This window comes from Streptomyces sp. NPDC050264, from assembly GCF_040655895.1.
Lineage (GTDB): Bacteria > Actinomycetota > Actinomycetes > Streptomycetales > Streptomycetaceae > Streptomyces.
In genome coordinates this window covers 329,498-351,937 of record NZ_JBFAKV010000007.1, presented here as the reverse complement: position 1 = coordinate 351,937, position 22,440 = coordinate 329,498, and the positions used below count along the sequence as shown (strand labels likewise).

Below are 22,440 nucleotides of genomic sequence, written 5' to 3'. Positions count from 1 at the left end.
ACGCGTGTCCGACCGGTTACATCGTTGTGACGTACTCCACACGCTTCAAATTTTGCCCGTTTTATTCACCTCAAATCGCCATATTACGCCGACGGCTCGTGCGCGTACCCACCCGCGCGCGTTAACACAGATCCCGCGATCACGTAACCCCTGCCCCAGATGCAATTCCAGAAATTGCTCGGTAAATTCAATTCGCATGACCGCCGCACAAGCGCAATTCCAGCTCGACCAGCCAAGCGTGGCCGACGGCGCCGCGATCTGGCGTATCGCACGTGACTCCAAGGTGCTCGACCTCAACTCCTCGTACAGCTATCTGCTGTGGTGCCGCGACTTCGCCGCCACCTCGGCGGTGGCCCGCGACGAGGTCGGCGAGGTGGCCGGATTCGTCACCGGCTACGTCCGGCCGGAGCGGCCGGACACCCTGGTCGTGTGGCAGATCGCCGTGGACGACACCCACCGCGGGCACGGTCTGGCCGGAGAGCTCCTGGACGGTCTGACCGCCAAGGTCGCCGCCACGCGGCAGGTCACCACCGTCGAGACGACGATCACGCCGGACAACGCGGCGTCCCAGGCGCTGTTCCTCTCCTACGCCCGCAGGCACGGGGCCGGGGTGGAGCGCCAGGTGCTGTTCGACGCCGGGCTGTTCCCCGACGACGGGCACCTGCCCGAGGAGCTGTACCGCATCGGACCGCTCGCACCGGCCGTCTAGCCGGCCCCCAAGCCCACCGTGAACCCCCCTCAACTCCCCTTTCAAGAGGAGCATTTGCTGTGACCATCACCCAGCCGGACCTGAGCGTCTTCGAGACCCTTGAGTCGGAGGTGCGCAGCTACTGCCGCGCGTGGCCCACCGTCTTCGACCGGGCCCAGGGCAGCCGCATGTACGACGAGGACGGCCACGAGTACCTGGACTTCTTCTCGGGCGCCGGCTCACTCAACTACGGCCACAACAACCCGGTGCTGAAACGCGCCCTCATCGACTACCTGGAGCGGGACGGCGTCACGCACGGCCTCGACATGTCGACGTCGGCGAAGCGCAACTTCCTGGAATCCTTCCAGAACATCATCCTGCGCCCGCGCGACCTGCCGTACAAGGTCATGTTCCCGGGCCCGACGGGCACCAACGCCGTCGAGTCCGCGCTGAAGCTGGCCCGTAAGGTCAAGGGCCGCGAGTCGATCGTGTCGTTCACGAACGCCTTCCACGGCATGTCGCTCGGCTCGCTCGCCGTCACCGGCAACGCCTTCAAGCGGGCCGGCGCCGGCATCCCGCTGGTGCACGGCACCCCGATGCCGTTCGACAACTACCTCGACGGCCGGACGCCGGACTTCATCTGGTTCGAGCGGCTGCTCGAGGACCAGGGCTCCGGCCTCAACCAGCCCGCCGCCGTGATCGTCGAGACGGTGCAGGGCGAGGGCGGCATCAACGTGGCCCGCGCCGAGTGGCTGCGCAAGCTCGCCGACGTGTGCAAGCGCTGGGACATGCTGCTCATCGTCGACGACATCCAGATGGGCTGCGGCCGTACCGGTGCCTTCTTCTCCTTCGAGGAGGCGGGCATCACACCGGACATCGTGACTGTTTCGAAGTCCATCAGCGGGTACGGACTCCCCATGTCCCTCTGCCTGTTCAAGCCGGAGCTCGATGTCTGGGAGCCGGGCGAGCACAACGGCACGTTCCGCGGCAACAACCCCGCGTTCGTGACGGCCGCCGCCGCCCTGGAGACGTACTGGACCGACGGACCGGCCATGGAGAAGCAGACACTCGCCCGCGGCCAGCAGATCAACGAGGCACTCGGCGCGCTGCGCGACGAGTTCCGCGACGACACCGTCCAGTACCGCGGACGCGGGCTGGTGTGGGGACTTGAATTCCGCGACAAGGAGCGGGCCGGAAAGGTCGCCAGGCGAGCTTTCGAACTCGGCCTGCTCATCGAGACCTCCGGCCCCCAGAGCGAGGTCGTCAAGCTGCTTCCGGCGCTGACGATCTCGCCCGAGGAGCTGGAAGAGGGGCTGCGCACGCTCACCAGGGCCGTGCGCGAGACCGCCTGACACCCCTCAGGAACGCAGAAGAGAGAGGCAGCAACTCACCGTGATTGTCCGTTCGTTCAAGGAGATCGAGAACACCGACCGGCACGTGAAATCGGCGTCCGGCACGTGGGAGAGCAAGCGCATCGTTCTCGCCAAGGAGAGGGTCGGATTCTCTCTTCACGAGACGATCCTCTACGCGGGTACGGAGACGAAGATGTGGTATGCAAACCACATCGAAGCCGTGCTCTGTGTCGAGGGCGAGGCCGAGCTCACCAACGAGGAGACCGGCGAGAAGCACTGGATCGAGCCGGGCACCATGTACCTCCTGAACGGCCATGAGCACCACACGCTGCGGCCCAAGACGGACTTCCGCTGTGTGTGCGTGTTCAACCCGCCCGTGACCGGGCGGGAGGACCACGACGAGAACGGCGTCTACCCGCTGCTGACCGAGCCCGAGGAGGCCTGATCCCCATGACCACCCTGTCTGCGGACCACGACATCGCCGATCTGTATCCGACCCGCGGGGCCGCCGAAGTGGCCACTCCGCGCGTCGACCCGGTCGTCTGGTCGCCGCCGGGGGCGCGGGGCCCGATCCGTGAATCGGACCTCGCGGGCTTCGAACGGGACGGTTTCCTCGCGATCGAGGAGCTGATCGGCCCGGACGAGATCGGTATCTATCAGGCCGAGTTGAACCGTCTCATCACCGACCCGGCGATCAAGGCCGACGAGCGCTCGATCGTCGAGAAGAAGACACAGGACGTACGGTCCGTCTTCGAGATTCACCGGATCAGCGAGGTGTTCGCGAACCTGGTGCGTGACGAGCGCATCGTGGGCCGGGCCCGCCAGATCCTCGGCTCGGACGTCTACGTCCACCAGTCGCGGATCAACGTCAAGCCCGGCTTCGGGGCGAGTGGCTTCTACTGGCACTCGGACTTCGAGACCTGGCACGCCGAGGACGGCCTGGCGAACATGCGGACGGTGTCCGTCTCCATCGCGCTGACGGAGAACTACGACACCAACGGCGGCCTCATGATCATGCCGGGTTCGCACAAGACGTTCCTGGGCTGCGCCGGTGAGACGCCGGAGGACAACTACAAGAAGTCGCTGCAGATGCAGGACGCGGGCATCCCCTCGGACGAGGCCCTCACCAAGTTCGCCGACAGCCACGGCATCAGGCTGTTCACCGGCAAGGCCGGTTCGGCGACCTGGTTCGACTGCAACGCCATGCACGGCTCGGGCGACAACATCACCCCGTACCCGCGCTCGAACGTGTTCATCGTGTTCAACAGCGTGGAGAACACGGCGGTGGAGCCGTTCGCGGCGCCCATCCGCCGCCCCGAGTTCATCGGGGCGCGGGACTTCACCCCGGTGAAGTGACGTCGTACGTACGCGCATGAGCGGGGGCGGGACCGGAAACGGCCCCGCCCCCGCTCATGCGTGCGTGCGCCTACAGCGCCGGGTAGTCCGTGTAGCCCTTCGCGTCGCCGCCGAAGAAGGAGGCGGGGTCGGGGGTGTTGTACGGCCCCTCGCCCTTCAGTCGGGCCGGCAGGTCCGGGTTGGCGAGGAACAGCGCGCCGAAGGAGACGACGTCGGCGAGGCCGTCCTCGATCAGCTTCAGGGCCGCGTGGTCGGTGGGACCCTCGGTGAGCGCGTTGAGGACGAAGGTGCCGCTGAACCGCTTGCGCAGATCCGCGGTCACGTCGCGGATGTCGGCGGCCTCCAGGACGTGGAGGTACGCGAGTCCGAGCGGATCGATCGCGTCGACCAGCGCGGCGTGCGTCTGGGCCGAGTCGCTCTCCTGCATCGAGTTGTACGGGTTGGCGGGCGAGATGCGCAGCGCGGTACGCTCCGGGCCGATCGCCTCGGCGACGGCCTTGACCGCCTCGACCGCGAACCGGATGCGGTTCTGCACGCTGCCGCCCCACTCGTCGGCGCGGAGGTTGGCACCCGAGCCGAGGAACTGGTGGATCAAGTAGCCGTTGGCGCCGTGCAGTTCGACCCCGTCGAAGCCCGCCTCGATCGCGCCGCGGGCAGCCGTGGCGTAGTCGGCGATGGTCGCGCGGATCTCGTCCGCGGTCAGCTCGCGCGGGGTGGTGAAGTCCTGCAAGCCCTCGTTCGTGAAGGCCTTCCCCTCGGGCGCCACGGCGGACGGGGCGACGGGCGCCGCTCCCCCGGGCTGCAGCGACGGGTGGCTGATCCGGCCCGCGTGCATGAGCTGGGCGAAGATCACGCCGCCCTTGGCGTGCACCGCGTCGGTGACCTGGCGCCAGGAGGTGATCTGCTCGGGGGTGTGCAGCCCCGGGGTCCAGGCGTAGCCCTGACCCACGGCCGAGGGCTGGATGCCCTCGGTGATGATCAGGCCCGCGGAGGCGCGCTGCGCGTAGTACTCGGCGGTCAGGGCGGTGGCGGTGGCGCCGTCGCCGGCCCGGCTGCGGGTCATGGGCGCCATGGCTATGCGGTTGGCGAGACGGGTGCCGGAAAGGTCGAGCGGGTCGAAGGCGGTGGTCATGGCTACTCCGTTCAACAAGGCACCGGCGACGGAACGGCAGCCGCCGGCCAAAATAATTGGTCGGCCAAGCAATCGGCCTGCAGCCACTGTAACGCATTGCTTGGCCGACCAAGGTAATCTCGTGGAGAAGCCCGGAATCAGGAGTGCCCCATGTCCTCGACCCCTGCGAACTCAGCCAACTCGGCGAACGCGCTGCCGGCCCGGACCGCCGGGTCCGCGGACCACGCCGCCTGTGGCGGCCCCGCCGACCTCACCGGGCCCGTCAGTCTGGCCCTGTCACGCGTCGCACGGCTGCACCGCACCGCGGCGGGCCGGCACCTGCGCGCGCTCGGCCTCTACCCGGGCCAGGAATTCGTGATGATGCAGCTGTGGGACAAGGGGCCGGTGCGGCAGTCGGAGCTGATCAAGGCCGTCGAGCTCGACCCCTCGACGGTCACCAAGACGCTGCAGCGCCTGGAACAGGCCGGGCATGTGCGCCGCTCCCCCGACCCGTGCGACCGGCGCGCGGTGCTCGTCGAGGCCACGGAGGAGAGCAGCGGGCTCTGGTATGACGTGGCCGGGGCGTGGGGCGCCCTGGAGGAGCAGACCCTGTCCGGCCTCTCGGCGCGTGACAGGGACGAGTTCACGCGGCTGCTCGCCCTGGTGGAGAGGAATCTCTGCACGGAGCCGGAGGCGTGCCCCAAGAGCTCCGAGTAGTCGGCGCGCGGCGCCGCGTCCGGCGGACGCGGATCACAGCCAGGCCAGCTCCGCCGCCCGGTCGAGGACGGCACGCACCGCGTCCTCGTCGCCGAGGGCGCCCATGGGGACCGTCCGCGGAGTGGCCCGGCCACCGATCAGCAGACAGAAGTCGACCGGTTCCAGGGCGAGTTCGGCGCGTACCGGTGCGCCCTCAGCGCCGAGGATCCACTCCGTGCTGCGGGTGTCGTCGGTGACGGTGAGGGCGACCGGCTCGGCCTCGGGACCCAGCGCCTGACCGAGGATACGGACGGCGAGGCGGACCAGGCGCCACAGATGCGCGGCGGGCGGCGGGGGCACCGGACGTCCCACGGCACGGCCGATGTCGTCGGCGTGGATCCAGGTCTCGAAGGCCCGGATCAGGAAGTGCTCGGCGACAGGGAGCCGCACGCCCACCAACGTGGTGGCGCGCGCGGCGATTTCGGGGTCGCGGGCGGCCGGGCTGTTGAGCAGCGCGGCCGCCTGGGCGCGCCAGGTGGCGGCGGTGGCCTGCGGGGCGCGGGCGCGCTCGTGGGCGATGACGCGGTGGGTGCGGGCCTCCCAGGCCGTGCGCCAGCCGGTGTCCCGCCCGGCCGGTACGCCGCTCGGGGTGGCCGGGGCCTGGGCCGGGAGGCCCAGGTGGGTGGCGAGGTGCTCGTCGGCGGCGACGAGATGGGCGACGGTGTCCTGCACGGTCCAGTCGTGGATCACCGGGGTGCGCCAGGCGGCGACGTCCGGGGCGGCGTCCGGTTCCGGGTCGAGTTCGGTGAGGAGGGCCCGGAGCGCGGCCACCGCGGCGGCGTAGGGCTCCGCGTGCGGCGCGGTGCGGGGCGCGGGCGGGCGGGCGGCGAGGGCGCGGGCCAGGATGCCGTCCCGGGCGCCGGGCGCGGGCGGGGCCGGGTCGCCGGCCGGGCCGTCGAGGAGCCGCACCGTCTCCCGCAGCCGCGCCGCCTCCGCCGCACACGGTTCGCACTCCGCCAAGTGCGCGGGCAGACAGCGCTGTTCGGCCGGGGTCAGGGCGTGCACGGCCCAGGCACCGAGGAGGTCACGGATCGCCGCGTGGTCGTACTCGTCGGTCGTCATCACGCGCTCCTCTCCCTGGCCGGGTCGGGCGGCTCCGCCAGCGTTTCGGCCAGCCGGTGCAGGGCCGTGCGCAGCCGGCTCTTCGCCGTGCCCTCGGGGATCCCGAGTTCCGCCGCCGCTTGACGGTACGTCCGCCCCGCGAAGTACGCCAAGTGCACCACCTGCCGTTGCGGCAGGGGGAGTTCGGCGAGGGCCGAGTGGAGCAGGAGGGCGCGCTCCCGGTCCACGACGCGTTCGTCGGGGCCGGGGTCCGGGGCCGGGATCGCGTGCAGGGCCTCGTCGTCCGCGCCGCCCGCCTTGCGGTGCCGGGCCTCGCCGCGCACCCAGTCGACGGCCCGGCGGTGCGCCAGCATGGTGAGCCAGGTGCGGAGCGTGCCGCGCCGCTCGTCGTACGCGTACGGCCGCGCCCAGAGGTGGGCGAAGACCTCCTGCGCGACGTCGTCGGCGGCGCCGGCCTGGCGGGTCACCCGGGCGGCGACGCCGCGGACGAGCCCGCCATAGGTGTCGTACGCCTCGGAGAGCGCGCTCTCGTCGCCGTAGACCAGCCGCCGGTGCAGCTCGGCGTCGGCCGTCGGTCCTGTCCCGTCCGTACGGGCCACCGGCACCACCACCTCGTAGTGCCTTCCTAGCGTCCGGCGGGCCTCGGCGCCAGGGTCCGGCCGGGTGGATCAGCGGGAGAGGGCGTCCAGCAGGCGGTCGACATCCTCGGGTGTGTTGTAGAGGTGGAAGGAGGCACGCAAGTTGCCTGCCCGGTTGGAGAGTTCGAGACCCGCTGCATGCAACTCGGGCTGTAGTACGCCGAGTTCTGGTACGGAGACGATCGGGGAGCCGGGCGCCGGGAGCGGTTCCCGGCCGAGGGACGCCAGGCCCGCGCGGAAGCGGCCGGCGAGCGCCAGGTCGTGGGCGCGGACGGCGTCGGGCCCCAACTCCTCGATCAGGGCGAGGGAGTGGCGTGCGCCCGCGTACGCGATGAGGCCCGGCGACTCGTCGAACCGGCGGGCGGACCGGGCCAGTTCGGTGACGGGGCCGTAGCAGCTGTCCCATGGTTTCTCCCCCGCGACCCAGCCGCCGAAGACGGGCGTCAGCTGCTCCGGGTCCTCGGGGCCGACGAAGAAGACCGCGCCGCGCGGGCAGGTGAGCCACTTGAAGGCGACGGCGGCCACGTAGTCGGCCGCCGCGGCGTGTTCGGCGAGCGGGAACCAGCCCGCGGCCTGCGAGGCGTCGACGTAGAGGCGGGCGTCGTGGGCGCGGGTGGCGGCGCGCAGTGCCGCCAGATCGGCGACCCGGCCGTCCGCGGACTGGGCCGCGCTCACGGCGACCAGCGCGGTGCCGGGCCGGACGGAATCGGCGAGCGCCTCCAGCGGGACGGTGCGGACCTTGAGGTCCCCGCGTACGTGGAAGGGGTTGATCGTGGAGCTGAACTCGCCCTCGGCCACCACGACTTCGGCGCCTTCGGGCAGCGACGCGGCGATCAGCCCGGTGTACACGGCGACGGACGCGCCCGTCGCCACCCGGGCCGCCGGAACCCCTACGATCCGGGCGAACGCGGCGCGGGCCTCCTCGACGTCGTTGAACAGGGAGTCGAGGGAACGGCCCCGCGCCATGGCGTCGATCGCCTCGCGCATCGCCTCCGCCGCCCGGACGGGCAGCAGCCCCGAGCTGGCGGTGTTCAGGTAGGCGGTGGCCGGGGTGTACTGCGCGCGGACGAGAGCGAGGTCCAGGGCGGGGGCGACGGGCGGGTGCTCACCGGTGGTCTGCATGGCTCCACTCTGCCCCGCCGCGGGAGGGGTCAGGCCTGGGGGACCGCGCAGCCGTCGGGGCCGCAGGCGTCGCCGCCCCCGGCGCCGTCGATCACGGTGAGCGGCGAGCGGCTGCCCCAGGCCTGGGTCAGCGCCTGGGTGAAGACCTCGGCGGGCTGGGCGCCGGAGACGCCGTACTGGCGGTCGAGCACGAAGAAGGGCACGCCGGTCGCGCCCAGCTCGGCGGCCTCGCGCTCGTCGGCGCGCACCTCGTCGGCGTACCGGTCCGGGTCGGCGAGCACCTCGCGGACCTCGGTCTCGTCGAGTCCGGCCTCGACGGCGAGCCGCACCACGTTCTCCTCGTCGGCGAAGACGGAGTCCGCCTCGGCGAAGTTCCCGCGGTACAGGGCGTCGATCATGGCGTCCTGGACGCCCTTGGCCGTGGCGAGGTGGAGCAGGCGGTGCAGGTCGAAGCTGTTGCCGTAGTCGCGGCCCTCGGTGAGGTAGGGCAGGCCGAGCGCCTCGGCCTGCTGGCCGAGGCCCCGCTCGTTGGCGGCGGCCTGGGCCTCGCTGATGCCGTACTTCTGGGCGATGTGCGGGACGACGAGGCCGGTGTCGCCCTTGGCGGCGGCCGGGTCGAGTTCGAAGGAGCGGTGCACGACCTCGACCGCGTCCTTGTGCGGGAACGCGTCGAGGGCCTGCTCGAACCGGGACTTGCCGATGTAGCAGAACGGGCAGTTGATGTCGGTCCAGATCTCGACGCGCATGGGGTCTCTCGCTCCAGTTTCGTACGGCACAGGGGGTGCCCCTGCGCCGTACGTCAACCGGATGCCGCCTCCGCTCATTCCCGGCGGCCGGAGACGGCGGCAGCCGTCAGGAACCGTCGCGCATGTCCTTCGGCCACGCCGGGCGGAACTCGATGTGGTCGTAGCGGACCTCGCAGCCCTCGCCCGTCGGTGACTGTGCGAGGAAGCCGACCTGGGCAGCCGCCGCTGACTTCTCGTCACCGAGGGAGAAGATCCGGACGAACGTCCACTTCTCGCCGTCCGTCGAGGCATGGAACGCGAAGGCGGAACCGGTGCGGCTGACCCGCAGCCACACCGTGGACCCGGGTACCACGAAGGCGTTCGCGTCGTCGGAGTGCCCGCGGGTGACGACCGTGCAGATCGTCGGCTCGTCCGGGGAGCGCTCGTAGCAGAGCTTCGCCCACTCCCGCTCCCCTACGTGGAGGTAGAGGACACCCGCGTCGAACGCCGCCGCGAAGCCGACCGTGACCCGGGCGATCAGCTGGAAGTCGCCGTCCGGCGCCCCGATCAGGCGGGGCGCGTCGGAGGCGGGTTCCAGCGCATCGCCGGTCGGCGCCACGAAGCGGTCCTGGCGGGCGTCCGCCCGGCCGGTGAGCACCCCGTCCTCGTACGACCAGTGCCCGTCGGGGCCGTGGGCGCGCAGCGGGAAGGGCAGTTCGGGCAGGTGGAGTTCGCCGTTCTCCATGTTCTCCATGGGGTCAGTTCTCCAGGCGGCCGTTGTAGCGGCGCGGCAGACCCAGCGGGTTGCCGTCGCGCAGCTCCGGGGGCAGCAGTGCCTCGGGGGTCGTCTGGTACGAGACCGGGCGCAGCCAGCGTTCGATCGCCGTGCCGCCGACCGAGGTCGAGGTGGACGTCGTCGCCGGGTACGGGCCGCCGTGGTGCTGGGCGGGGGCGACGGCGACGCCGGTCGGCCAGCCGTTGACCAGGACGCGGCCGGCGATCGGGGTCAGCTCGGCGAGGATCTCGGTGCCGCGGCCCTCGCCTGCGGCCTCCTCGGCGGAGAGCTGGACGGTGGCCGTGAGGTTGCCGGGCAGCCGCGAGAGGACGGACGTGATCTCGTCCGCCGACTCGTAGCGGGCGACCACGGTGACCGGGCCGAAGCACTCCTCCAGGAGCAGGTCGTGCGCCCCGCCCTCGACGGCGAGCTTCGTGGCCGGGACCGTGAGGAAGCCGGGGCTGACGGTGTGCTCGCCGCCCGCGCCGGGGGTCACCGGGGCGTCCACGTCCGGGAGCTGCGCCCGCTCGGCGACGCCCGCGACGAAGTTGTCCCGCATGCGGTGGTCGAGCAGGACGCCGGCCGCGGTGTCGCTGACGGCGGCCGTGAGGGTCTTGACGAGCGCGTCGCCCGCCTCGCCGCTCGGCGCGAAGACCAGGCCCGGCTTCACGCAGAACTGGCCGACGCCCAGGGTCATGGAGCCCGCCAGGCCCGTACCGATCTGCTCGGGACGCTCGGCGGCGGCCGCCTCGGTGATCACGACCGGGTTGAGGGAGCCCAGCTCGCCGTGGAACGGGATCGGCACCGGACGGGCCGCGGCCGCGTCGAAGAGCGCGCGTCCGCCGCGTACGGAACCGGTGAAGCCGGCCGCCGCGACGAGCGGGTGCCTGACCAGCTCGACGCCCGCCTCGAAGCCGTGCACGAGACCGAGCACGCCCTCGGGGACACCGTGCTGAACGGCGGCCCGGCGGATGACGGACGCGACCAGCTCGGAGGTGGCGGGGTGGTCGGGGTGCGCCTTGACGACGACGGGGCAGCCCGCGGCGAGCGCGCTCGCGGTGTCGCCGCCGGGCACGGAGAAGGCGAAGGGGAAGTTCGACGCCGAGTAGACGGCGACGACGCCCAGCGGGATCTTGTAGCGGCGCAGGTCCGGGATGGGCGGGGTCGCGGTGTCGTCGGGGTGGTCGATGACGACGCCGAGGAAGGCGCCCTCGTCGACGACCTTCGCGAACGCCCTCAACTGGAAGCCGGTACGGGCGAGTTCACCGGTGAGACGGACCGGGCCGAGCGCGGACTCCGCGTCGGCGGCCTCGACCAGGTGGTCCTTGGCCTCGTCGAGGAGGTCGGCCGCGGTGCGCAGGAAGGCGGCGCGTACGGCGCGGTCGGCGAGCGCGGGGCGGGCCGCGTGGGCCGCGCGGACCGCCTGGTCCACCTCGTCGGCCGTGGCCTCGACCGCGACCTGCTCCCGCTGCTTCCCGGTTCGGGGGTCGACACTCCAGACTGGTGCTGCTGCCACGGCGAATTCCTCCAGCTTTTCTCGCGGCTCGCCGGACGAGCCGCGAGGGTCGTTCGATATACTGAACGCTGTCTCTGATGATGAACTGTATCGAGACTATTTCTCGTCGAACGAAGGGGTCAAGGGCGATGTCGGCTGGCGAGACGGGGGCTGTTGCGGGCACTGCAACGGGGGGCGCGCAGGGTGGCGCACAGGTCAAGTCGGCGGTGCGCACGGTCGAACTGCTCGAATACTTCGCCGGACGCCCCGGCATGCACTCCCTGGCCGCGGTCCAGGAAGCGGTCGGGTACCCGAAGTCGAGCCTGTACATGCTGCTGCGCACGCTCGTCGAGCTCGGCTGGGTGGAGACGGACGCGACCGGGACGCGGTACGGGATCGGGGTGCGGGCGCTGCTCGTCGGGACGTCGTACATCGACGGCGACGAGGTGGTGGCCGCGGCGCGGCCCACGCTCGACCGGCTCTCCGACGACACCACGGAGACCATCCACCTGGCGCGGCTCGACGGCACGAACGTGGTCTACCTGGCCACCCGCCAGTCGCAGCACTACCTGCGGCCCTTCACGCGCGTGGGACGGCGGCTTCCCGCGCACTCCACGTCGCTGGGCAAGGCGCTGCTCGCCACGCACACCGACGAGCAGGTCCGCAAGATGCTCCCCGAGACACTGCCCGCGCTGACCGAGCACACGATCACCGACCGCGAGAAGCTCATCGAGGAGCTGCACGTGGTGCGGGAGCAGGGGTTCGCGGTGGACCGCGAGGAGAACACCCTGGGCCTGCGCTGCTTCGGTGTCGCCGTCCCGTACCGGACACCGGCCAGGGACGCGATCTCCTGCTCGGTGCCGGTGGCGCGGCTCACGCCCGCGCACGAGCAGACGGTGAAGGACGCGCTGTTCGACGCCAGGGACCGGCTGACGCTCGCCACGCGCCGGCTCTGACCTCTGGGCTCGTGAGAGGTTTCTGAGAAAAGCGGGCCTATTGGAACGATTCGCTCCGGGCCGCTCGTCTTACCTGCGGGATGAACAAGACGATCAGGCGCGCCTCCGTCTTCAGTCTGCTGCTCGTGTTCGCTCTGCTGGTCAGGGCGACATGGGTGCAGTTCTACGACGGTCAGGCCCTCGCGGACAACGACAAGAACCGGCGGAAGACGATCGCGCAGTACGCGTATCCGCTCGGCGACATCATCGTGGGCGGAGAGGCGGTGACGGGCTCACAGAAGACAGGTGGCGGAAGCGACCTGAAGTACAAGCGGACCTACAAGGACGGCTCCCTGTACTCGGCGGTGACCGGCTTCACCTCACAGGTGTACGGCTCGACACAGCTGGAGTCCCTGTACCAGGACGTCCTGGACGGCAGCGACAACCAGTTGAAGAACCCGGTCGACACGGTCACCGGCAAGCACGCCGACCCCGGTGACGTGGTCACGACGATCGACCCGGCCGTGCAGAAGGCCGCGGCCAAGGCGCTCGGCGACACGAAGGGCGCCGCCGTCGCGATCGACCCGGATACCGGGAAGGTCCTCGGCATGGTGTCGTCGCCCTCGTACGACCCGTCGGAGATCAGCGGCTCGGGCTCGTCGGACGCCAAGGCGTGGAAGAAGCTGTCCGCCGACGAGGACGTGCCCACCATGAACCGGGCGCTGAAGCAGGCGCTGCCGCCGGGCTCGACGTTCAAGCTGGTGGTCGCCGCGGCCGCCCTGGAGGACGGGCTGTACGCGTCGGTCGACGACAAGACCGACTCCCCGAACCCCTATCTGCTGCCCGGGACCAGCACGTATCTGAAGAACGAGAGCGCGAGCGCGCCGTGCGAGGACGCCTCCATCCGCACCGCTCTCCAGTACTCCTGCAACAACGTCTTCGGCAAGCTGGCCGTCGAGCTCGGGCAGGACAAGGTCAGGGCAATGGCCGAGAAGTTCGGCTTCAACGACGAGAAGCAGGACGTGCCCGTGCGGGCCGCCAAGAGCGTCTACCCGTCCGGCATGGACAAGGCGCAGACCGCGCTCTCCGCCATCGGCCAGTTCGACGTGACGGCCACCCCGCTGCAGATGGCGATGGTGTCCGCGACGATCGCCAACGGCGGCGAGCAGGCCTCGCCGCACATGGTCTCCGAGGTGACGAACGCAGACGGCGACACGATCAAGAGCTACCCGGACTCCGACACCGAGCGCGTCGTCAGCGCGTCGACCGCGTCGCAGCTGCAGTCGGCGATGGAGACCGTCGTGACGAAGGGCACCGGCACGAACGCACAGATCTCCGGGGCGACCGTGGGCGGCAAGACGGGTACGGCGCAGCACGGCGAGAACAACAGCCAGACGCCGTACGCCTGGTTCACCTCGTACGCGAAGGACGACTCGACCGGCAAGAAGGTCGCGGTGGCGGTGGTCGTGGAGCAGTCGAACGCGGCCCGATCCGAGGTCAGCGGCAACGGTCTGGCGGCGCCGATCGCGAAGGCGATGATGACGGCGGCGCTGAAGGATTAGCCGCGGCTAGGGCCAATGCCGTTGCGTTACGGGCGATCTTGCCCTTCGTCGCCCCAGGCTCATGAACCGCCGTGACACGGTGGACTCCTGCGGTTCTTGAGAATGTCACCAGGATGCGCGCCGCGCCTGCACTCGGGGGTGCACGCACCAAGATCGCGGCTAACGCAACGGCATTGCGGCTAGGGTCTGTTTTCACACTCCCCTCTGCCCGGCGGCGCCCGGCACGCACCCTCGCCGCACCGGGCGCAAAGCCGAGTACGCCCAGTACGCCCCGTACGAGGCCCCGCACCCGGGCCGCCCTCCGGGCGACGAGGGGAGTGTGAAGACAGGTCCTAGCGGCGGCGCCCCCTCCGGGCCACCAGCGCCCAGATCACCAGGAGGGGCACCGCCGCTCCCACCAGGGCTCCGGTGACAAAGCCCGCTCCCGTACTCGCTTCGCCGTCCGGGACGGCCACGGCGATCGCCGCCACGGTCAGCGCGAGGGCCGCCACCGCCGGCGTCACGTAGAAGCGGCGGCTGAAGAACGCGGGGCGAGCGGGGGCCACGGGCGGCGGGACGGTGAACTGCGACGCCGGGCCCGGCGTCGCCGCCTTCGGGCGCTTGTACCAGCCGTAGACGGCCCAGGTGCCGCACGGCTCCCAGCCCTCGGGAGCCGGCTTCCCGTCCAGGGCCGCACGGCCCCGGGTCACCAACTCCCTCCGATACTCCCAGCGTTGGGGCCGCTCGGGATCCCGGTGGCTGACGAAGCGGCCGAGGGCGTCGACGCGTTCGACCTCCCAGCCCTCGTCGCCGAAGCGGTCGAGGAGTGCCTCGTCCGCGTAGGTGTCGGCCGCCCAGCGCCAGGTCTCCACGTGTTCGTCGGGGGCGGCGGCCCCGTCCTTGCCCCCCGGGGCCAGTTGCCGCGCGAAGTCCTCCACCGGGCCGAACTCCTCGACGGGGTCGGCCGGCCCGGACCCGGCCAGGTGCGCCGCGAGGTCGGCGACCGTGGCCGTGACATGGTCCGGCGGCAGCCCGTGGGCGAGCAGGAGGCGGCCCAGTTCGTCGAAGTAGTCCGAGGAGCCGGGCGGGGCGTCCGTCATCGGGCTCCTCCTTTCGCCGACACCGGCACAGCGCGTGCGGCAAGCGTAGATCAGCCAGGCATGTCCGAAATCTCGCACGTCCTTCGAATCGCCGTACGCAACGCTGGTACGCTCTCGCATCCCGACCGGCCGCACAGTGAGGGAGGGATGCGCGTGAGCACCGTCGTGGACGACGACGACTCCGCCGAATTCCAGGCCTTCTTCGAACGGCACCACGCCGAACTCGCCCGACTGGCCCACCTGTTGACGGGCGAACCGGACGCCGCCGACGACCTCGCGGCGGACGCCCTGCTCGCGCTCTGGCACCGCTGGGACCGGGTCAGGAACGCCGATCACCCGGCCGCATACGCCCGCGGCGTCGTCGCCAATCTCGCCCGCACCCGGATCCGCAGCGCGGTCCGCGAGCGGCGGCGCGTGGCCCTGTTCTGGTCGGGCCGGCAGGAGCGCGCCGAGGATCCGGACGTGCCGGCCGTGGTCGACGTCCAGGGTGCGCTGCGCGAACTCCCGTTCCGCAAGCGGGCGTGCGTGGTGCTGCGGCACGCGTTCGACCTGTCGGAGAAGGACACCGCGCTCACCCTCGGGATCTCGGTGGGTACGGTGAAGAGCCAGACGTCCAAGGGCATGGCCGAGCTGGAGCGACGGCTCGGGTCGGGCGAGCGGGACGGGCCGGCGCCACGACGCGTCCGGGCGATCGGGGCGACGGCGGAGGGAGGCCGGCGGTGAACGACGAACTGCGGCGGCGGCTGCGCGAGTCCGCCGACGCGCACCGTCCCGACCGGGAGCGGATGCTCGCCCGGATCGAGCGGGGCATGTCCGGTCCGCGCGCGGCGGTACCGCAGCGGCAGGGGCCCGCCGTCGGCTGGGTGCGGATCGCCGGGGCCACCGCCGGGGTCGCCGGGGCGCTCGCCGTGGGCGGGTTCACGGTCGGCGCCGCGCTGCAGCAGGACGACGGCCCGCGGCAGAACGTCGCCGTGACACCGACGCCCACCGCGGCGCGGACGCCGACGGCGGACTCCACAGCCACCGCCACGGTCGACGGGCCACTGTGGTCGGACGGGTCCGTCGACCCCGGCTCGAACGACTACTGGGCGCAGAGCGACGTCAAGTTCAAGACGAAACGACAACTGACGGCGCTCACGGTGGAGTTGCGTGTAGCGCAGACCGGGAACGTCGCCGACACCGGCAACTGGCGGACCCTGCCCGCCGACGACTTCACGGTGTCCGTCGCCGAGCGGGGCGGGTTCCTGGTGTACCGGTGGGTCCTCAAGGACGGCCGTACGGTGCCGGCCGGGGAGTATGTGTTCGCCGGGCAGTTCGACCACGCGCGGGGCGGGCGGGACGCGGGCCGTGACAGGTACTCCGTGTCGGGGCGGACGGCGGACGGCGAACAGGCGGCCGTGGGCGGCGACTTCGCGTAACCGGCCGCCGGAAACAGGGCGGCAACCTTCGCACCGGGCCCGGCGACTACTGGGCATGACGAAGAAAGCCAATCGATCCCCCCGCAACCACCGGCGTCGCGTCACCCGCCGCAGGGCCACCCTCGGCGGGCTCGCCGCCCTGACCCTCACGGGCGCCGCCCTCGCCACGACCGGCATGCTCACCCCGGCCGGGGCCGCGACCGCCTGGCCGACGGCCACCGGCACCCAGGCCGTGAGCAGCAGCATCTCGGTCTCGGGCACCTACGACGGCAGCTACAAGCGGTTCTACGGCTCCGGTGACCTCGGCGGCGACGGCCAGGACGAGGGACAGGACCCGATCTTCAACCTGAAGGACGGCGCCACGCTGAAGAACGTCATCATCGGCTCCCCCGCCGCCGACGGCGTGCACTGTGCGGGCAGCTGCACGCTGCAGAACGTCTGGTGGGAGGATGTCGGCGAGGACGCCGCGACCTTCAAGGGCAAGTCCACCTCGTCGGTGTACACCGTGTACGGCGGCGGCGCGAAGAAGGCCGACGACAAGGTGTTCCAGTTCAACGGCGCGGGCAAGCTCGTCGTCACCAAGTTCCAGGTGTCGGACTTCGGCAAGCTGGTCCGCTCCTGCGGCAACTGCTCGACGCAGTACAAGAACCGGAACATCATCATCAACGACGTCGACGTGACCTCGCCGGGCAAGTCGATCGTCGGTATCAACTCCAACTACGGCGACACGGCCGCCCTGCGCAACGTGCGGATCCACGGCGACAGCAGCAAGAAGATCAAGCCGTGCGTCCGCTACAACGGCAACAGCACCGGCGCCGAGCCCACCGAGGTCGGCAGCGGCCCCGACGGCACGTACTGCCAGTACACCGCCTCCGACCTGACCTACGACTGAGCCGTCGCGCGGGAAGCGGGAACGGGACGCCCCGCCGGCGGGACCGGCGGGGCGTTCCCGGGCGGGCCCCGGCTAGCCGACGAAGTACGTCGGGTTCGGGAACTTGTACGTCTTGTTCGCGTAGCCGCCGTCGAGGTCGGACTGCTGGTCGCCGAAGTTGCCGACGATGTCGTAGCCGAGCGACTCGATGTGCTTGCGGGTGCCGGACTTGTACTGCACGGTCGTGCACTTCCAGGCACCGGCGGTGGCGCAGCCGCTGAGGTAGGCGGGCGGGTTGTCGGCGTTCTTCAGGAAGACGTGGCCGGCGTCGAGGTTCGTGTCGATGCCGACCTTCTTCAGGTTCTCGACGGCACCGGCGCGCTGTGACTCGCTCAGCCCCGAGTTGTAGAAGACCTCGACGCCCTTGCTCTTGGCGTACTTGATGAGGGCGGGGGTGCCGAAGACCGCCGGGCGGTCGGCCTCGGCCACGTAGGCGGCCCAGGTGGCGCTGTTGTAGACGTAGTTGGTGGAGACCTCGTAGTCGAGGCTGAGCAGCAGGGTGTCGTCGATGTCGAAGACGATCGCCGGCCTGGCGTGGTGGTGCTTCGCCTTCTGCACCGCCTTGGCGATGTCCTTCTTGGCGCCCGCCTCGACGCGGGCCAGGTCGTCGGCGTAGGCGCTGTCGGGCGCGGCCTGCCAGGTGCCGTCGGCGTCCTGGGTGGCGCCGTAGTACGTCTTGATGTCGCCGACCAGCTTGCCGATGTTGTAGGGCTCGGCCGTGGTCTTCGCGGTGGGGGCGCCGGCGCCCGCCGTGCCGGTGCCGTAGAGGGCTCCGCCGGCGAGGGCGCAGGCGGCGGCGATACCCGCGACTCTGATGGACTTCCGCATGTGTGGTGACTCCGGATCTGGCCCGCAACGGCCGTCGGTTCAGGAGGTCCCTGGTCCGCGGGCGCTTCGTGGGGGTGATCGTCCGCGCCAGGTCACCGCTTGTCTACGCGCATCACACGGATCCCGCGAGGGGCTTTATCCGATCGATACACGATTCACAAGAATCGGAATCGGGGCGCCGGGCCGGGGGCCGTTGATCCATTGCTCAGCTATGGCGGCGGCTTGACCTCGCCTTGGAGCGGCCCGCCATAGGCTCGTTGGTCGCACATGCCAACGACAAGACCGCGGAGCCGGGCGTCCGGCCCGCGCAAAGGACACCCAGTGCCTGAGCAGTTCACCGCCGCCGCCTCGACGCACGGGCCGTCCCCCGTGCTCCTCGTCGTGTTCGCATTCGGCGGCGTCGTCGCCCTCTGGGCGGGTCTGAGCTGGGCGCTCGACATACGCGGGATCACCGTCCGGCGCTCCCAGCGGATCCGGCAGCGCACCGCGGACCGCTGGGGCGGCCCGGAGCGGCTCGGCGCCCCTCCGGCGAACATGTTCGGGAGCGTGGGTTATCTGCGCTTCCTCGGCGTGATGCTGGCCTTCACCGGAATCGTCCTGCTGGTCATCGTGTACGCCCTGTGGCATCTGGGGTGACGACCCCGCGTGCCCGCGGGCGTCACTGCCTCCCTGGGGGACGCGGCCCCGCCTGGTGACGTACGTACTGCTCGATCGAACGTGCCGTGGGAAGCGTCCGGTGGTGGTATCCGGGGACGGTCGCCGGGTCCCAGCCGGTGTCGGTGCTGAATTCGCCGGGTGCCTCGGCCGCGGCGACGGCGTTCAGGTCGACGCGGCGGCCCGCGAACCAGGAGCCGGTGTCGCGGAACCGGGTGCCGCCGTAGTTCGCCACGGCCACCGCCGGGTCGGCGCCGCGGTCGTACGCGAAGACGTTGCGCTCGGAGACGATGGCGGACTCCAGGCCGATGCCGAGGGCGTATTCGGGGGCGGCACCCGTGAAGTAGTTGTTGTACGAGTGGACCTGGCCGAAGCGGACCCGCGGGGAGCGCTGCACGATGTCCTGGAACCAGTTCCGGGCGAAGGTCACCTTCAGGTGGCCCCGGTCCCGGTCGCCGCGACCGTCGCCCGAGCCGATCAGCAGCGCCTTGTCGTGGTCGGTGAACCGGCTGTCGGCGACGGTGAGGTAGTCGGAGCCGTCCTCGATGTCGAGCAGTCCGTCGTGCCGCTGGACGGGCTTTCCGTGGAAGCCGACGGGGGCTTCGCGGTCCGGGTACCGGCCGTCGGTGAACGTGCAGTGCGCCACGAGGACGCGGCTGCCGGTGATGACGGTCATGGCGTCGAAGCGGGCGTTCCAGTTGCCGCTGTCGCCGTCGTCCGGGGACCAGGTGGTGAAGTGGTCGACGGGCGCCTCCAGTCGGAGGTCGCGGACGACGATGTTGGTGCCGGTGTTGACGGTGACGAAGACGCCGAGCAGGCGGGCGCCGGTCCCGGGCACGCCTTCGACCGTCGTGTTGCTCGGCACGGTCAGCTGGATCTGCGCCTTCTCGTTGTTCGAGCCGGTCTGGCGCAGGGTGCGCTGCTGCTTGCAGTAGTCGTAGCGGGTGTCCGACCAGGTGGTGCCGTCGGGGCCGAAGCAGGACATGTAACGGCCGAGGTCGTAGCCGGGCGCGTAGTCCTGCTCGCCGAGGAGCCGGCCGCTGCCGTCCTCGGCTTCCGCGCCGGCGACGGCCCCGGCCACGCGGATGACTTTGGGGGCGGTCGGATCGCCGTGGTTGGCGAGGGCCTCTTTGAGTTCGGCGCGGGTGCGGACCGTCCAGACGGAGGCGGTGTCGGCGCCCGCGCCACCGGTGACGGTGCCACCGTCGGCGCCCGCCCAGCCTTCGACCGGCGGCGCGGCGGCGGAGGCCCGGGCGGGGACGGCGGCCGCGAGGAGCGCGGCCGAGACGAGCGCCACCAGGGCGGCGCACGTACTGCGACGGAACATGATGTGCGGGTCCTTTCGCCGGACAGCCGGGCATCGGAGGGGTACCTCACGCATAGGGCCGCCACGTGCCGAGGTAGCTCTCGCGGGTGTGCCGCACGGCCTCTTCGCGGGTGAGCTGCGGCCGGTTCGCGGGCACTGACACGACCGCGCCCGCACCGGAGTTGCGGTACTCGGCGAACCGCTGGCTCTGCCACGGGTAGGCGTCCGACATGTTCGTGTAGGGAGCGACCGCGTCGGTGCCGGGGCCCAGGCGGGTGTCGCGGACGGTGAGCATCGGGCGGGCGGTGGTGTCGGAGCTGGGCACCCACGGGCGGGCCAGCTTGTAGTAGCCGTCCGGGGCCGTGGAGCTGATCCGGGAGCGTGTGACCAGGTAGCCCCGCGGGTTGGCGCCGGCCGTGGACGGCGCGAAGACGAATCCGTACGGGGCCCCCGCGAGGTCCGTGCGGTCGAGCGTACGGAAGTGGCACTGGTCGAAGACGGCCGTGCCGCGCCCGAAGACGAAGTCCACGTCCCCTTCCACGTAGCAGTCGCGGAAGTACTGGCGGGCGAACGTGGTCAGCGCGGACGAATCCGCGTACAGGGTGTCCTGGTGGCCGAGGAAGCGGCAGCCGAAGAAGGCCGAGCGGTCGCCCATGACCTTGAGCGCGACGGCCTGGGTGCCGGTGATGTCCGGGTGGTCGGCGCGCAGCCAGTCGTTGGCGAAGGTGATGCCCCGCGCCGTGAATCCGTCGGCGCGCAGGGTCACGGTCGCCGAGCCCGTGGTGCCGTACGTGCCCGACCCGTCGGGCTTGGCGGTGCCCGCCGCGTTGTCGTACACGATGACCGTGCGGCGCGGGTCGCGGGCGGCTCCGATCCAGGTCATCCCGGTCGAGGCGAGGGCGGCGGAGACCGTCTCGCGGTAGACGCCGGGTGCGATGACGAGGGTGTGGCCGGCACCGGTCGCGGCGGTCACGGCGGCCTGCACGGTGGTGTGGTCGCCCGCGCCGTTCCGGTCGACGTACAGGGTGCGTTCGTTCAGCCGGCGCGCGGGCGAACCGTAGGGCCCGAAGGGGCGGGCCCCGGCCTCGGCGGGGGTGGCGGCGAGACCGAGCGCGAGGGCGGCTCCGGCGCCGGCGGCGAGGAACCCGCGTCGGGGCAGAGCTGGTCGAGGGTGATGCGGCGACATACCGGTGCTCCTTCAGAGGGAGGGCGGGTTACGCCCGGCCACGGGCGCGGGGCGCGGGCTACCGCGCGCGACCCCGCACCCGGACGACGACATCGAGTCAGCGGAGCCGGTCCGCTCCGGCGCCCCGCCCGACGATCCGGGACACGGCCTTCGCCGGGTCCACATGCGTGCGCAGCGTCGGCTTCCACCCGGCTCCGGGGGTCAGCGGGGTGGCCGCGTTCGCCGCGTTGTAGGCGGCGATGAGGTCGGTCCTCGCGCCGTTCACCACGTTGCCCTCGGCGGTGAGCGGGGAGTCGTTCCAGCGGTAGAGGACCGACGAGGCGGTGATGCCCTCGGGGAGCGTGAACGCGTTCTTCTCGGCGACGAGTTGGGACTTGTAGCCGATACCGAAGGAGTATCCGTAGTCGCCGTTCGCGACGTACGAGTTGTTGTAGGCGTCGACCTGCCCGAAGCGGACGCGCGGCGCGCGCTCGACGAGGTTCTTGAACAGGTTGTGGTGCAGGGTGACCCGCAGCTTGCCCTCGTCGGTGGCGGCCGCGCTGTCACTGTTGCCGATCATGAACGTCTTGTCGTGGTCCTCGAAGACGTTCCAGGACGCGGTCACGTAGTCGGCGCCCTTGACGACGTCGAGCTCGCCGTCGTGCTGCTGGAAGATCCGCCCGTAGTAGGTGGGCAGGGTCGAGTCGGGGTGGTCGCCGTCGGTAAACGTGTTGTGGTCGAGCCAGACGTGCGTGGAGTTGTAGACGACGGCCGCGTCGTACTCGGAGTTCCAGTTGCCGGTGTCGCCGTCGGTCGGGTCCCACTGCGGGAAGCAGTCGAGCGGGGACTCCATGGTGAGGCCGCGCACGATGACGTTGTCGACGCCGTTGATCTGGAGGCTGCCGCCGACGATGCCCGCGCCCTTGCCGACGCCGATGATCGTCGTGTTGGCGGGGACGGCCGCCTTGATGGCCTTGGCCTGCGCGAGGGCCGACTGGTTGCGCAGGTACTCCTGGGTGCCGGTGGTCGCCTTCTGCTGCTCCAGGTCCTCGTCGTAGCCCCACACGGCGGGGTCGTAGTCGGCGAGGTACCGGTCGAAGTCGTATCCGTCGACGGCGAACCCGGAGCAGTCCGCGCCGTCCGCGTCGAGGGTGCCCTTGACCTTGATGATCCGCGGGGCGGTGCCGCTCTCGGCGAGGGCCGCCTTGAACTCGGCCCAGGTGGTGACCGTGCGGACCCGGTCGGCGGCGGCGCCGCCCGTGGTGCCGGTCGTCGCCGAGGCCCAGCCGTCGTGCGCGGCGAGCGTCTGCCGGGCCGCGTCGCGGCCGTGCGCCTGGGCGGCACCCGTACCGGTGACGGCGAGGACGAGGGCGGTGCAGCCCACGAGTCCAGCTATGACGCGGCCATGACATCTCTGTGTGATCACTGTGCGCTCCTTGCGGGAATTCAGGCGGGATTTCGGGCGGGGCATCGGGCGGGGAC

General features: G+C 71.2%; 23 protein-coding genes. 11 read left to right on the top strand and 12 right to left on the bottom strand.

The genetic code is table 11. From position 1 onward, the window contains the following. Window positions 1-196: 196 nt before the first annotated feature. Genes ectA through thpD form a run of 4 tightly spaced genes read left to right on the top strand, consistent with a single transcriptional unit; the run spans window position 197 to window position 3,396 of the window. A complete protein-coding gene (gene ectA, locus AB0J02_RS15555; RefSeq protein ID WP_363194167.1) occupies window positions 197-709 on the top strand; it encodes a diaminobutyrate acetyltransferase in 513 nt (170 codons plus the stop codon). Window positions 710-768: 59 nt separating this feature from the next. After that, entirely contained in the window at window positions 769-2,040 is a 1,272-nt protein-coding gene (gene ectB, locus AB0J02_RS15550) for a diaminobutyrate--2-oxoglutarate transaminase (protein WP_363194166.1), read from the top strand. A 40-nt stretch (window positions 2,041-2,080) separates the two neighbouring features. Further along, window positions 2,081-2,485 carry an ectoine synthase gene (locus AB0J02_RS15545; protein WP_164559138.1) on the top strand — a complete coding sequence of 135 codons (405 nt, stop codon included), beginning with the start codon at window positions 2,081-2,083 and terminating at the stop codon, window positions 2,483-2,485. Between the two features lie 5 nt (window positions 2,486-2,490). Beyond that, window positions 2,491-3,396, top strand: coding sequence for an ectoine hydroxylase (thpD, locus tag AB0J02_RS15540; protein ID WP_363194165.1), 906 nt, complete (start codon window positions 2,491-2,493; stop codon window positions 3,394-3,396). Between the two features lie 70 nt (window positions 3,397-3,466). On the opposite strand, the gene AB0J02_RS15535 is transcribed toward thpD, so the two are convergent. Continuing rightward, the gene (locus AB0J02_RS15535) at window positions 3,467-4,528 is read right to left on the bottom strand and encodes an alkene reductase (protein WP_363194164.1); all 1,062 of its coding nucleotides are present in this window, start codon (window positions 4,526-4,528) and stop codon (window positions 3,467-3,469) included. A 150-nt stretch (window positions 4,529-4,678) separates the two neighbouring features. Between AB0J02_RS15535 and AB0J02_RS15530 the strand changes: the two genes are divergently transcribed. Continuing rightward, complete coding sequence (locus AB0J02_RS15530; RefSeq protein WP_363194163.1) at window positions 4,679-5,224, top strand: MarR family transcriptional regulator; 546 nt, start codon at window positions 4,679-4,681, stop codon at window positions 5,222-5,224. Window positions 5,225-5,257: 33 nt separating this feature from the next. Here AB0J02_RS15530 and AB0J02_RS15525 read toward each other — a convergent pair whose 3' ends face one another. From AB0J02_RS15525 to AB0J02_RS15500, 6 genes are all read right to left on the bottom strand, one after another. Then, a complete protein-coding gene (locus AB0J02_RS15525; RefSeq protein ID WP_363194162.1) occupies window positions 5,258-6,325 on the bottom strand; it encodes a maleylpyruvate isomerase family mycothiol-dependent enzyme in 1,068 nt (355 codons plus the stop codon). After that, a complete protein-coding gene (locus AB0J02_RS15520; RefSeq protein ID WP_363194161.1) occupies window positions 6,325-6,936 on the bottom strand; it encodes a sigma-70 family RNA polymerase sigma factor in 612 nt (203 codons plus the stop codon). Before AB0J02_RS15520 ends, AB0J02_RS15525 begins: the two co-directional genes overlap by 1 nt. Before the next feature lie 57 nt (window positions 6,937-6,993). Then, the gene (locus tag AB0J02_RS15515) at window positions 6,994-8,085 is read right to left on the bottom strand and encodes an aminotransferase class V-fold PLP-dependent enzyme (RefSeq protein ID WP_363194160.1); all 1,092 of its coding nucleotides are present in this window, start codon (window positions 8,083-8,085) and stop codon (window positions 6,994-6,996) included. A 29-nt stretch (window positions 8,086-8,114) separates the two neighbouring features. Further along, complete coding sequence (locus tag AB0J02_RS15510) at window positions 8,115-8,831, bottom strand: DsbA family oxidoreductase (RefSeq protein WP_363194159.1); 717 nt, start codon at window positions 8,829-8,831, stop codon at window positions 8,115-8,117. 106 nt (window positions 8,832-8,937) lie between these two features. Then, entirely contained in the window at window positions 8,938-9,555 is a 618-nt protein-coding gene (locus AB0J02_RS15505) for a DUF1349 domain-containing protein (protein ID WP_363194257.1), read from the bottom strand. Between the two features lie 13 nt (window positions 9,556-9,568). Beyond that, the gene (locus tag AB0J02_RS15500; protein WP_363194158.1) at window positions 9,569-11,101 is read right to left on the bottom strand and encodes an aldehyde dehydrogenase (NADP(+)); all 1,533 of its coding nucleotides are present in this window, start codon (window positions 11,099-11,101) and stop codon (window positions 9,569-9,571) included. 128 nt (window positions 11,102-11,229) lie between these two features. Here AB0J02_RS15500 and AB0J02_RS15495 point away from each other — a divergent pair, with 128 nt between their 5' ends. Both AB0J02_RS15495 and AB0J02_RS15490 read left to right on the top strand, forming a co-directional pair. Next, window positions 11,230-12,036 (top strand): IclR family transcriptional regulator, encoded by an 807-nt coding sequence (locus AB0J02_RS15495; RefSeq protein ID WP_363194157.1) that lies wholly within the window; start codon window positions 11,230-11,232, stop codon window positions 12,034-12,036. An 80-nt stretch (window positions 12,037-12,116) separates the two neighbouring features. Further along, complete coding sequence (locus AB0J02_RS15490; protein ID WP_363194156.1) at window positions 12,117-13,577, top strand: penicillin-binding transpeptidase domain-containing protein; 1,461 nt, start codon at window positions 12,117-12,119, stop codon at window positions 13,575-13,577. 332 nt (window positions 13,578-13,909) lie between these two features. Here AB0J02_RS15490 and AB0J02_RS15485 read toward each other — a convergent pair whose 3' ends face one another. Then, window positions 13,910-14,656, bottom strand: a complete 747-nt coding sequence (locus tag AB0J02_RS15485) for a hypothetical protein (protein ID WP_363194155.1) — start codon at window positions 14,654-14,656, stop codon at window positions 13,910-13,912. Between the two features lie 153 nt (window positions 14,657-14,809). On the opposite strand from AB0J02_RS15485, the gene AB0J02_RS15480 reads away from it, so the two are divergent. Genes AB0J02_RS15480 through AB0J02_RS15470 form a run of 3 tightly spaced genes read left to right on the top strand, consistent with a single transcriptional unit; the run spans window position 14,810 to window position 16,966 of the window. Continuing rightward, complete coding sequence (locus AB0J02_RS15480) at window positions 14,810-15,379, top strand: SigE family RNA polymerase sigma factor (RefSeq protein WP_363194154.1); 570 nt, start codon at window positions 14,810-14,812, stop codon at window positions 15,377-15,379. Next, window positions 15,376-16,074 carry a hypothetical protein gene (locus tag AB0J02_RS15475; protein ID WP_363194153.1) on the top strand — a complete coding sequence of 233 codons (699 nt, stop codon included), beginning with the start codon at window positions 15,376-15,378 and terminating at the stop codon, window positions 16,072-16,074. Before AB0J02_RS15480 ends, AB0J02_RS15475 begins: the two co-directional genes overlap by 4 nt. Window positions 16,075-16,129: 55 nt before the next feature. Next, complete coding sequence (locus AB0J02_RS15470) at window positions 16,130-16,966, top strand: pectate lyase (RefSeq protein WP_363194152.1); 837 nt, start codon at window positions 16,130-16,132, stop codon at window positions 16,964-16,966. 72 nt (window positions 16,967-17,038) lie between these two features. Here the strand turns inward: AB0J02_RS15470 and AB0J02_RS15465 are convergent, their stop codons facing one another. Next, window positions 17,039-17,833: an HAD family acid phosphatase gene (locus AB0J02_RS15465; protein ID WP_363194151.1), complete on the bottom strand. Its 795-nt coding sequence runs from the start codon at window positions 17,831-17,833 to the stop codon at window positions 17,039-17,041. 321 nt (window positions 17,834-18,154) lie between these two features. On the opposite strand from AB0J02_RS15465, the gene AB0J02_RS15460 reads away from it, so the two are divergent. Next, entirely contained in the window at window positions 18,155-18,469 is a 315-nt protein-coding gene (locus AB0J02_RS15460; RefSeq protein ID WP_363194150.1) for a hypothetical protein, read from the top strand. Between the two features lie 22 nt (window positions 18,470-18,491). Here the strand turns inward: AB0J02_RS15460 and AB0J02_RS15455 are convergent, their stop codons facing one another. The 3 genes from AB0J02_RS15455 to AB0J02_RS15445 all read right to left on the bottom strand — a co-directional run bounded on the left by AB0J02_RS15455 (window position 18,492) and on the right by AB0J02_RS15445 (window position 22,384). Next, the gene (locus AB0J02_RS15455; protein WP_363194149.1) at window positions 18,492-19,814 is read right to left on the bottom strand and encodes a pectate lyase; all 1,323 of its coding nucleotides are present in this window, start codon (window positions 19,812-19,814) and stop codon (window positions 18,492-18,494) included. A gap of 46 nt (window positions 19,815-19,860) precedes the next feature. Continuing rightward, entirely contained in the window at window positions 19,861-20,979 is a 1,119-nt protein-coding gene (locus AB0J02_RS15450; RefSeq protein WP_363194148.1) for a pectinesterase family protein, read from the bottom strand. A 97-nt stretch (window positions 20,980-21,076) separates the two neighbouring features. After that, complete coding sequence (locus AB0J02_RS15445; RefSeq protein ID WP_363194147.1) at window positions 21,077-22,384, bottom strand: pectate lyase; 1,308 nt, start codon at window positions 22,382-22,384, stop codon at window positions 21,077-21,079. Between the last annotated feature and the right edge of the window lie 56 nt (window positions 22,385-22,440).

Coding starts and splice junctions, on each gene's coding strand:
- ectA (WP_363194167.1), top strand. CDS start 197: ATGACCGCCGCACAAGCGCAATTCCAGCTCGACCAGCCAAGCGTGGCC.
- thpD (WP_363194165.1), top strand. CDS start 2,491: ATGACCACCCTGTCTGCGGACCACGACATCGCCGATCTGTATCCGACC.
- AB0J02_RS15535 (WP_363194164.1), bottom strand. CDS start 4,528: ATGACCACCGCCTTCGACCCGCTCGACCTTTCCGGCACCCGTCTCGCC.
- AB0J02_RS15530 (WP_363194163.1), top strand. CDS start 4,679: ATGTCCTCGACCCCTGCGAACTCAGCCAACTCGGCGAACGCGCTGCCG.
- AB0J02_RS15525 (WP_363194162.1), bottom strand. CDS start 6,325: ATGACGACCGACGAGTACGACCACGCGGCGATCCGTGACCTCCTCGGT.
- AB0J02_RS15515 (WP_363194160.1), bottom strand. CDS start 8,085: ATGCAGACCACCGGTGAGCACCCGCCCGTCGCCCCCGCCCTGGACCTC.
- AB0J02_RS15510 (WP_363194159.1), bottom strand. CDS start 8,831: ATGCGCGTCGAGATCTGGACCGACATCAACTGCCCGTTCTGCTACATC.
- AB0J02_RS15505 (WP_363194257.1), bottom strand. CDS start 9,555: ATGGAGAACGGCGAACTCCACCTGCCCGAACTGCCCTTCCCGCTGCGC.
- AB0J02_RS15495 (WP_363194157.1), top strand. CDS start 11,230: ATGTCGGCTGGCGAGACGGGGGCTGTTGCGGGCACTGCAACGGGGGGC.
- AB0J02_RS15490 (WP_363194156.1), top strand. CDS start 12,117: ATGAACAAGACGATCAGGCGCGCCTCCGTCTTCAGTCTGCTGCTCGTG.
- AB0J02_RS15485 (WP_363194155.1), bottom strand. CDS start 14,656: ATGACGGACGCCCCGCCCGGCTCCTCGGACTACTTCGACGAACTGGGC.
- AB0J02_RS15470 (WP_363194152.1), top strand. CDS start 16,130: ATGACGAAGAAAGCCAATCGATCCCCCCGCAACCACCGGCGTCGCGTC.
- AB0J02_RS15465 (WP_363194151.1), bottom strand. CDS start 17,833: ATGCGGAAGTCCATCAGAGTCGCGGGTATCGCCGCCGCCTGCGCCCTC.
- AB0J02_RS15455 (WP_363194149.1), bottom strand. CDS start 19,814: ATGTTCCGTCGCAGTACGTGCGCCGCCCTGGTGGCGCTCGTCTCGGCC.
- AB0J02_RS15450 (WP_363194148.1), bottom strand. CDS start 20,979: ATGTCGCCGCATCACCCTCGACCAGCTCTGCCCCGACGCGGGTTCCTC.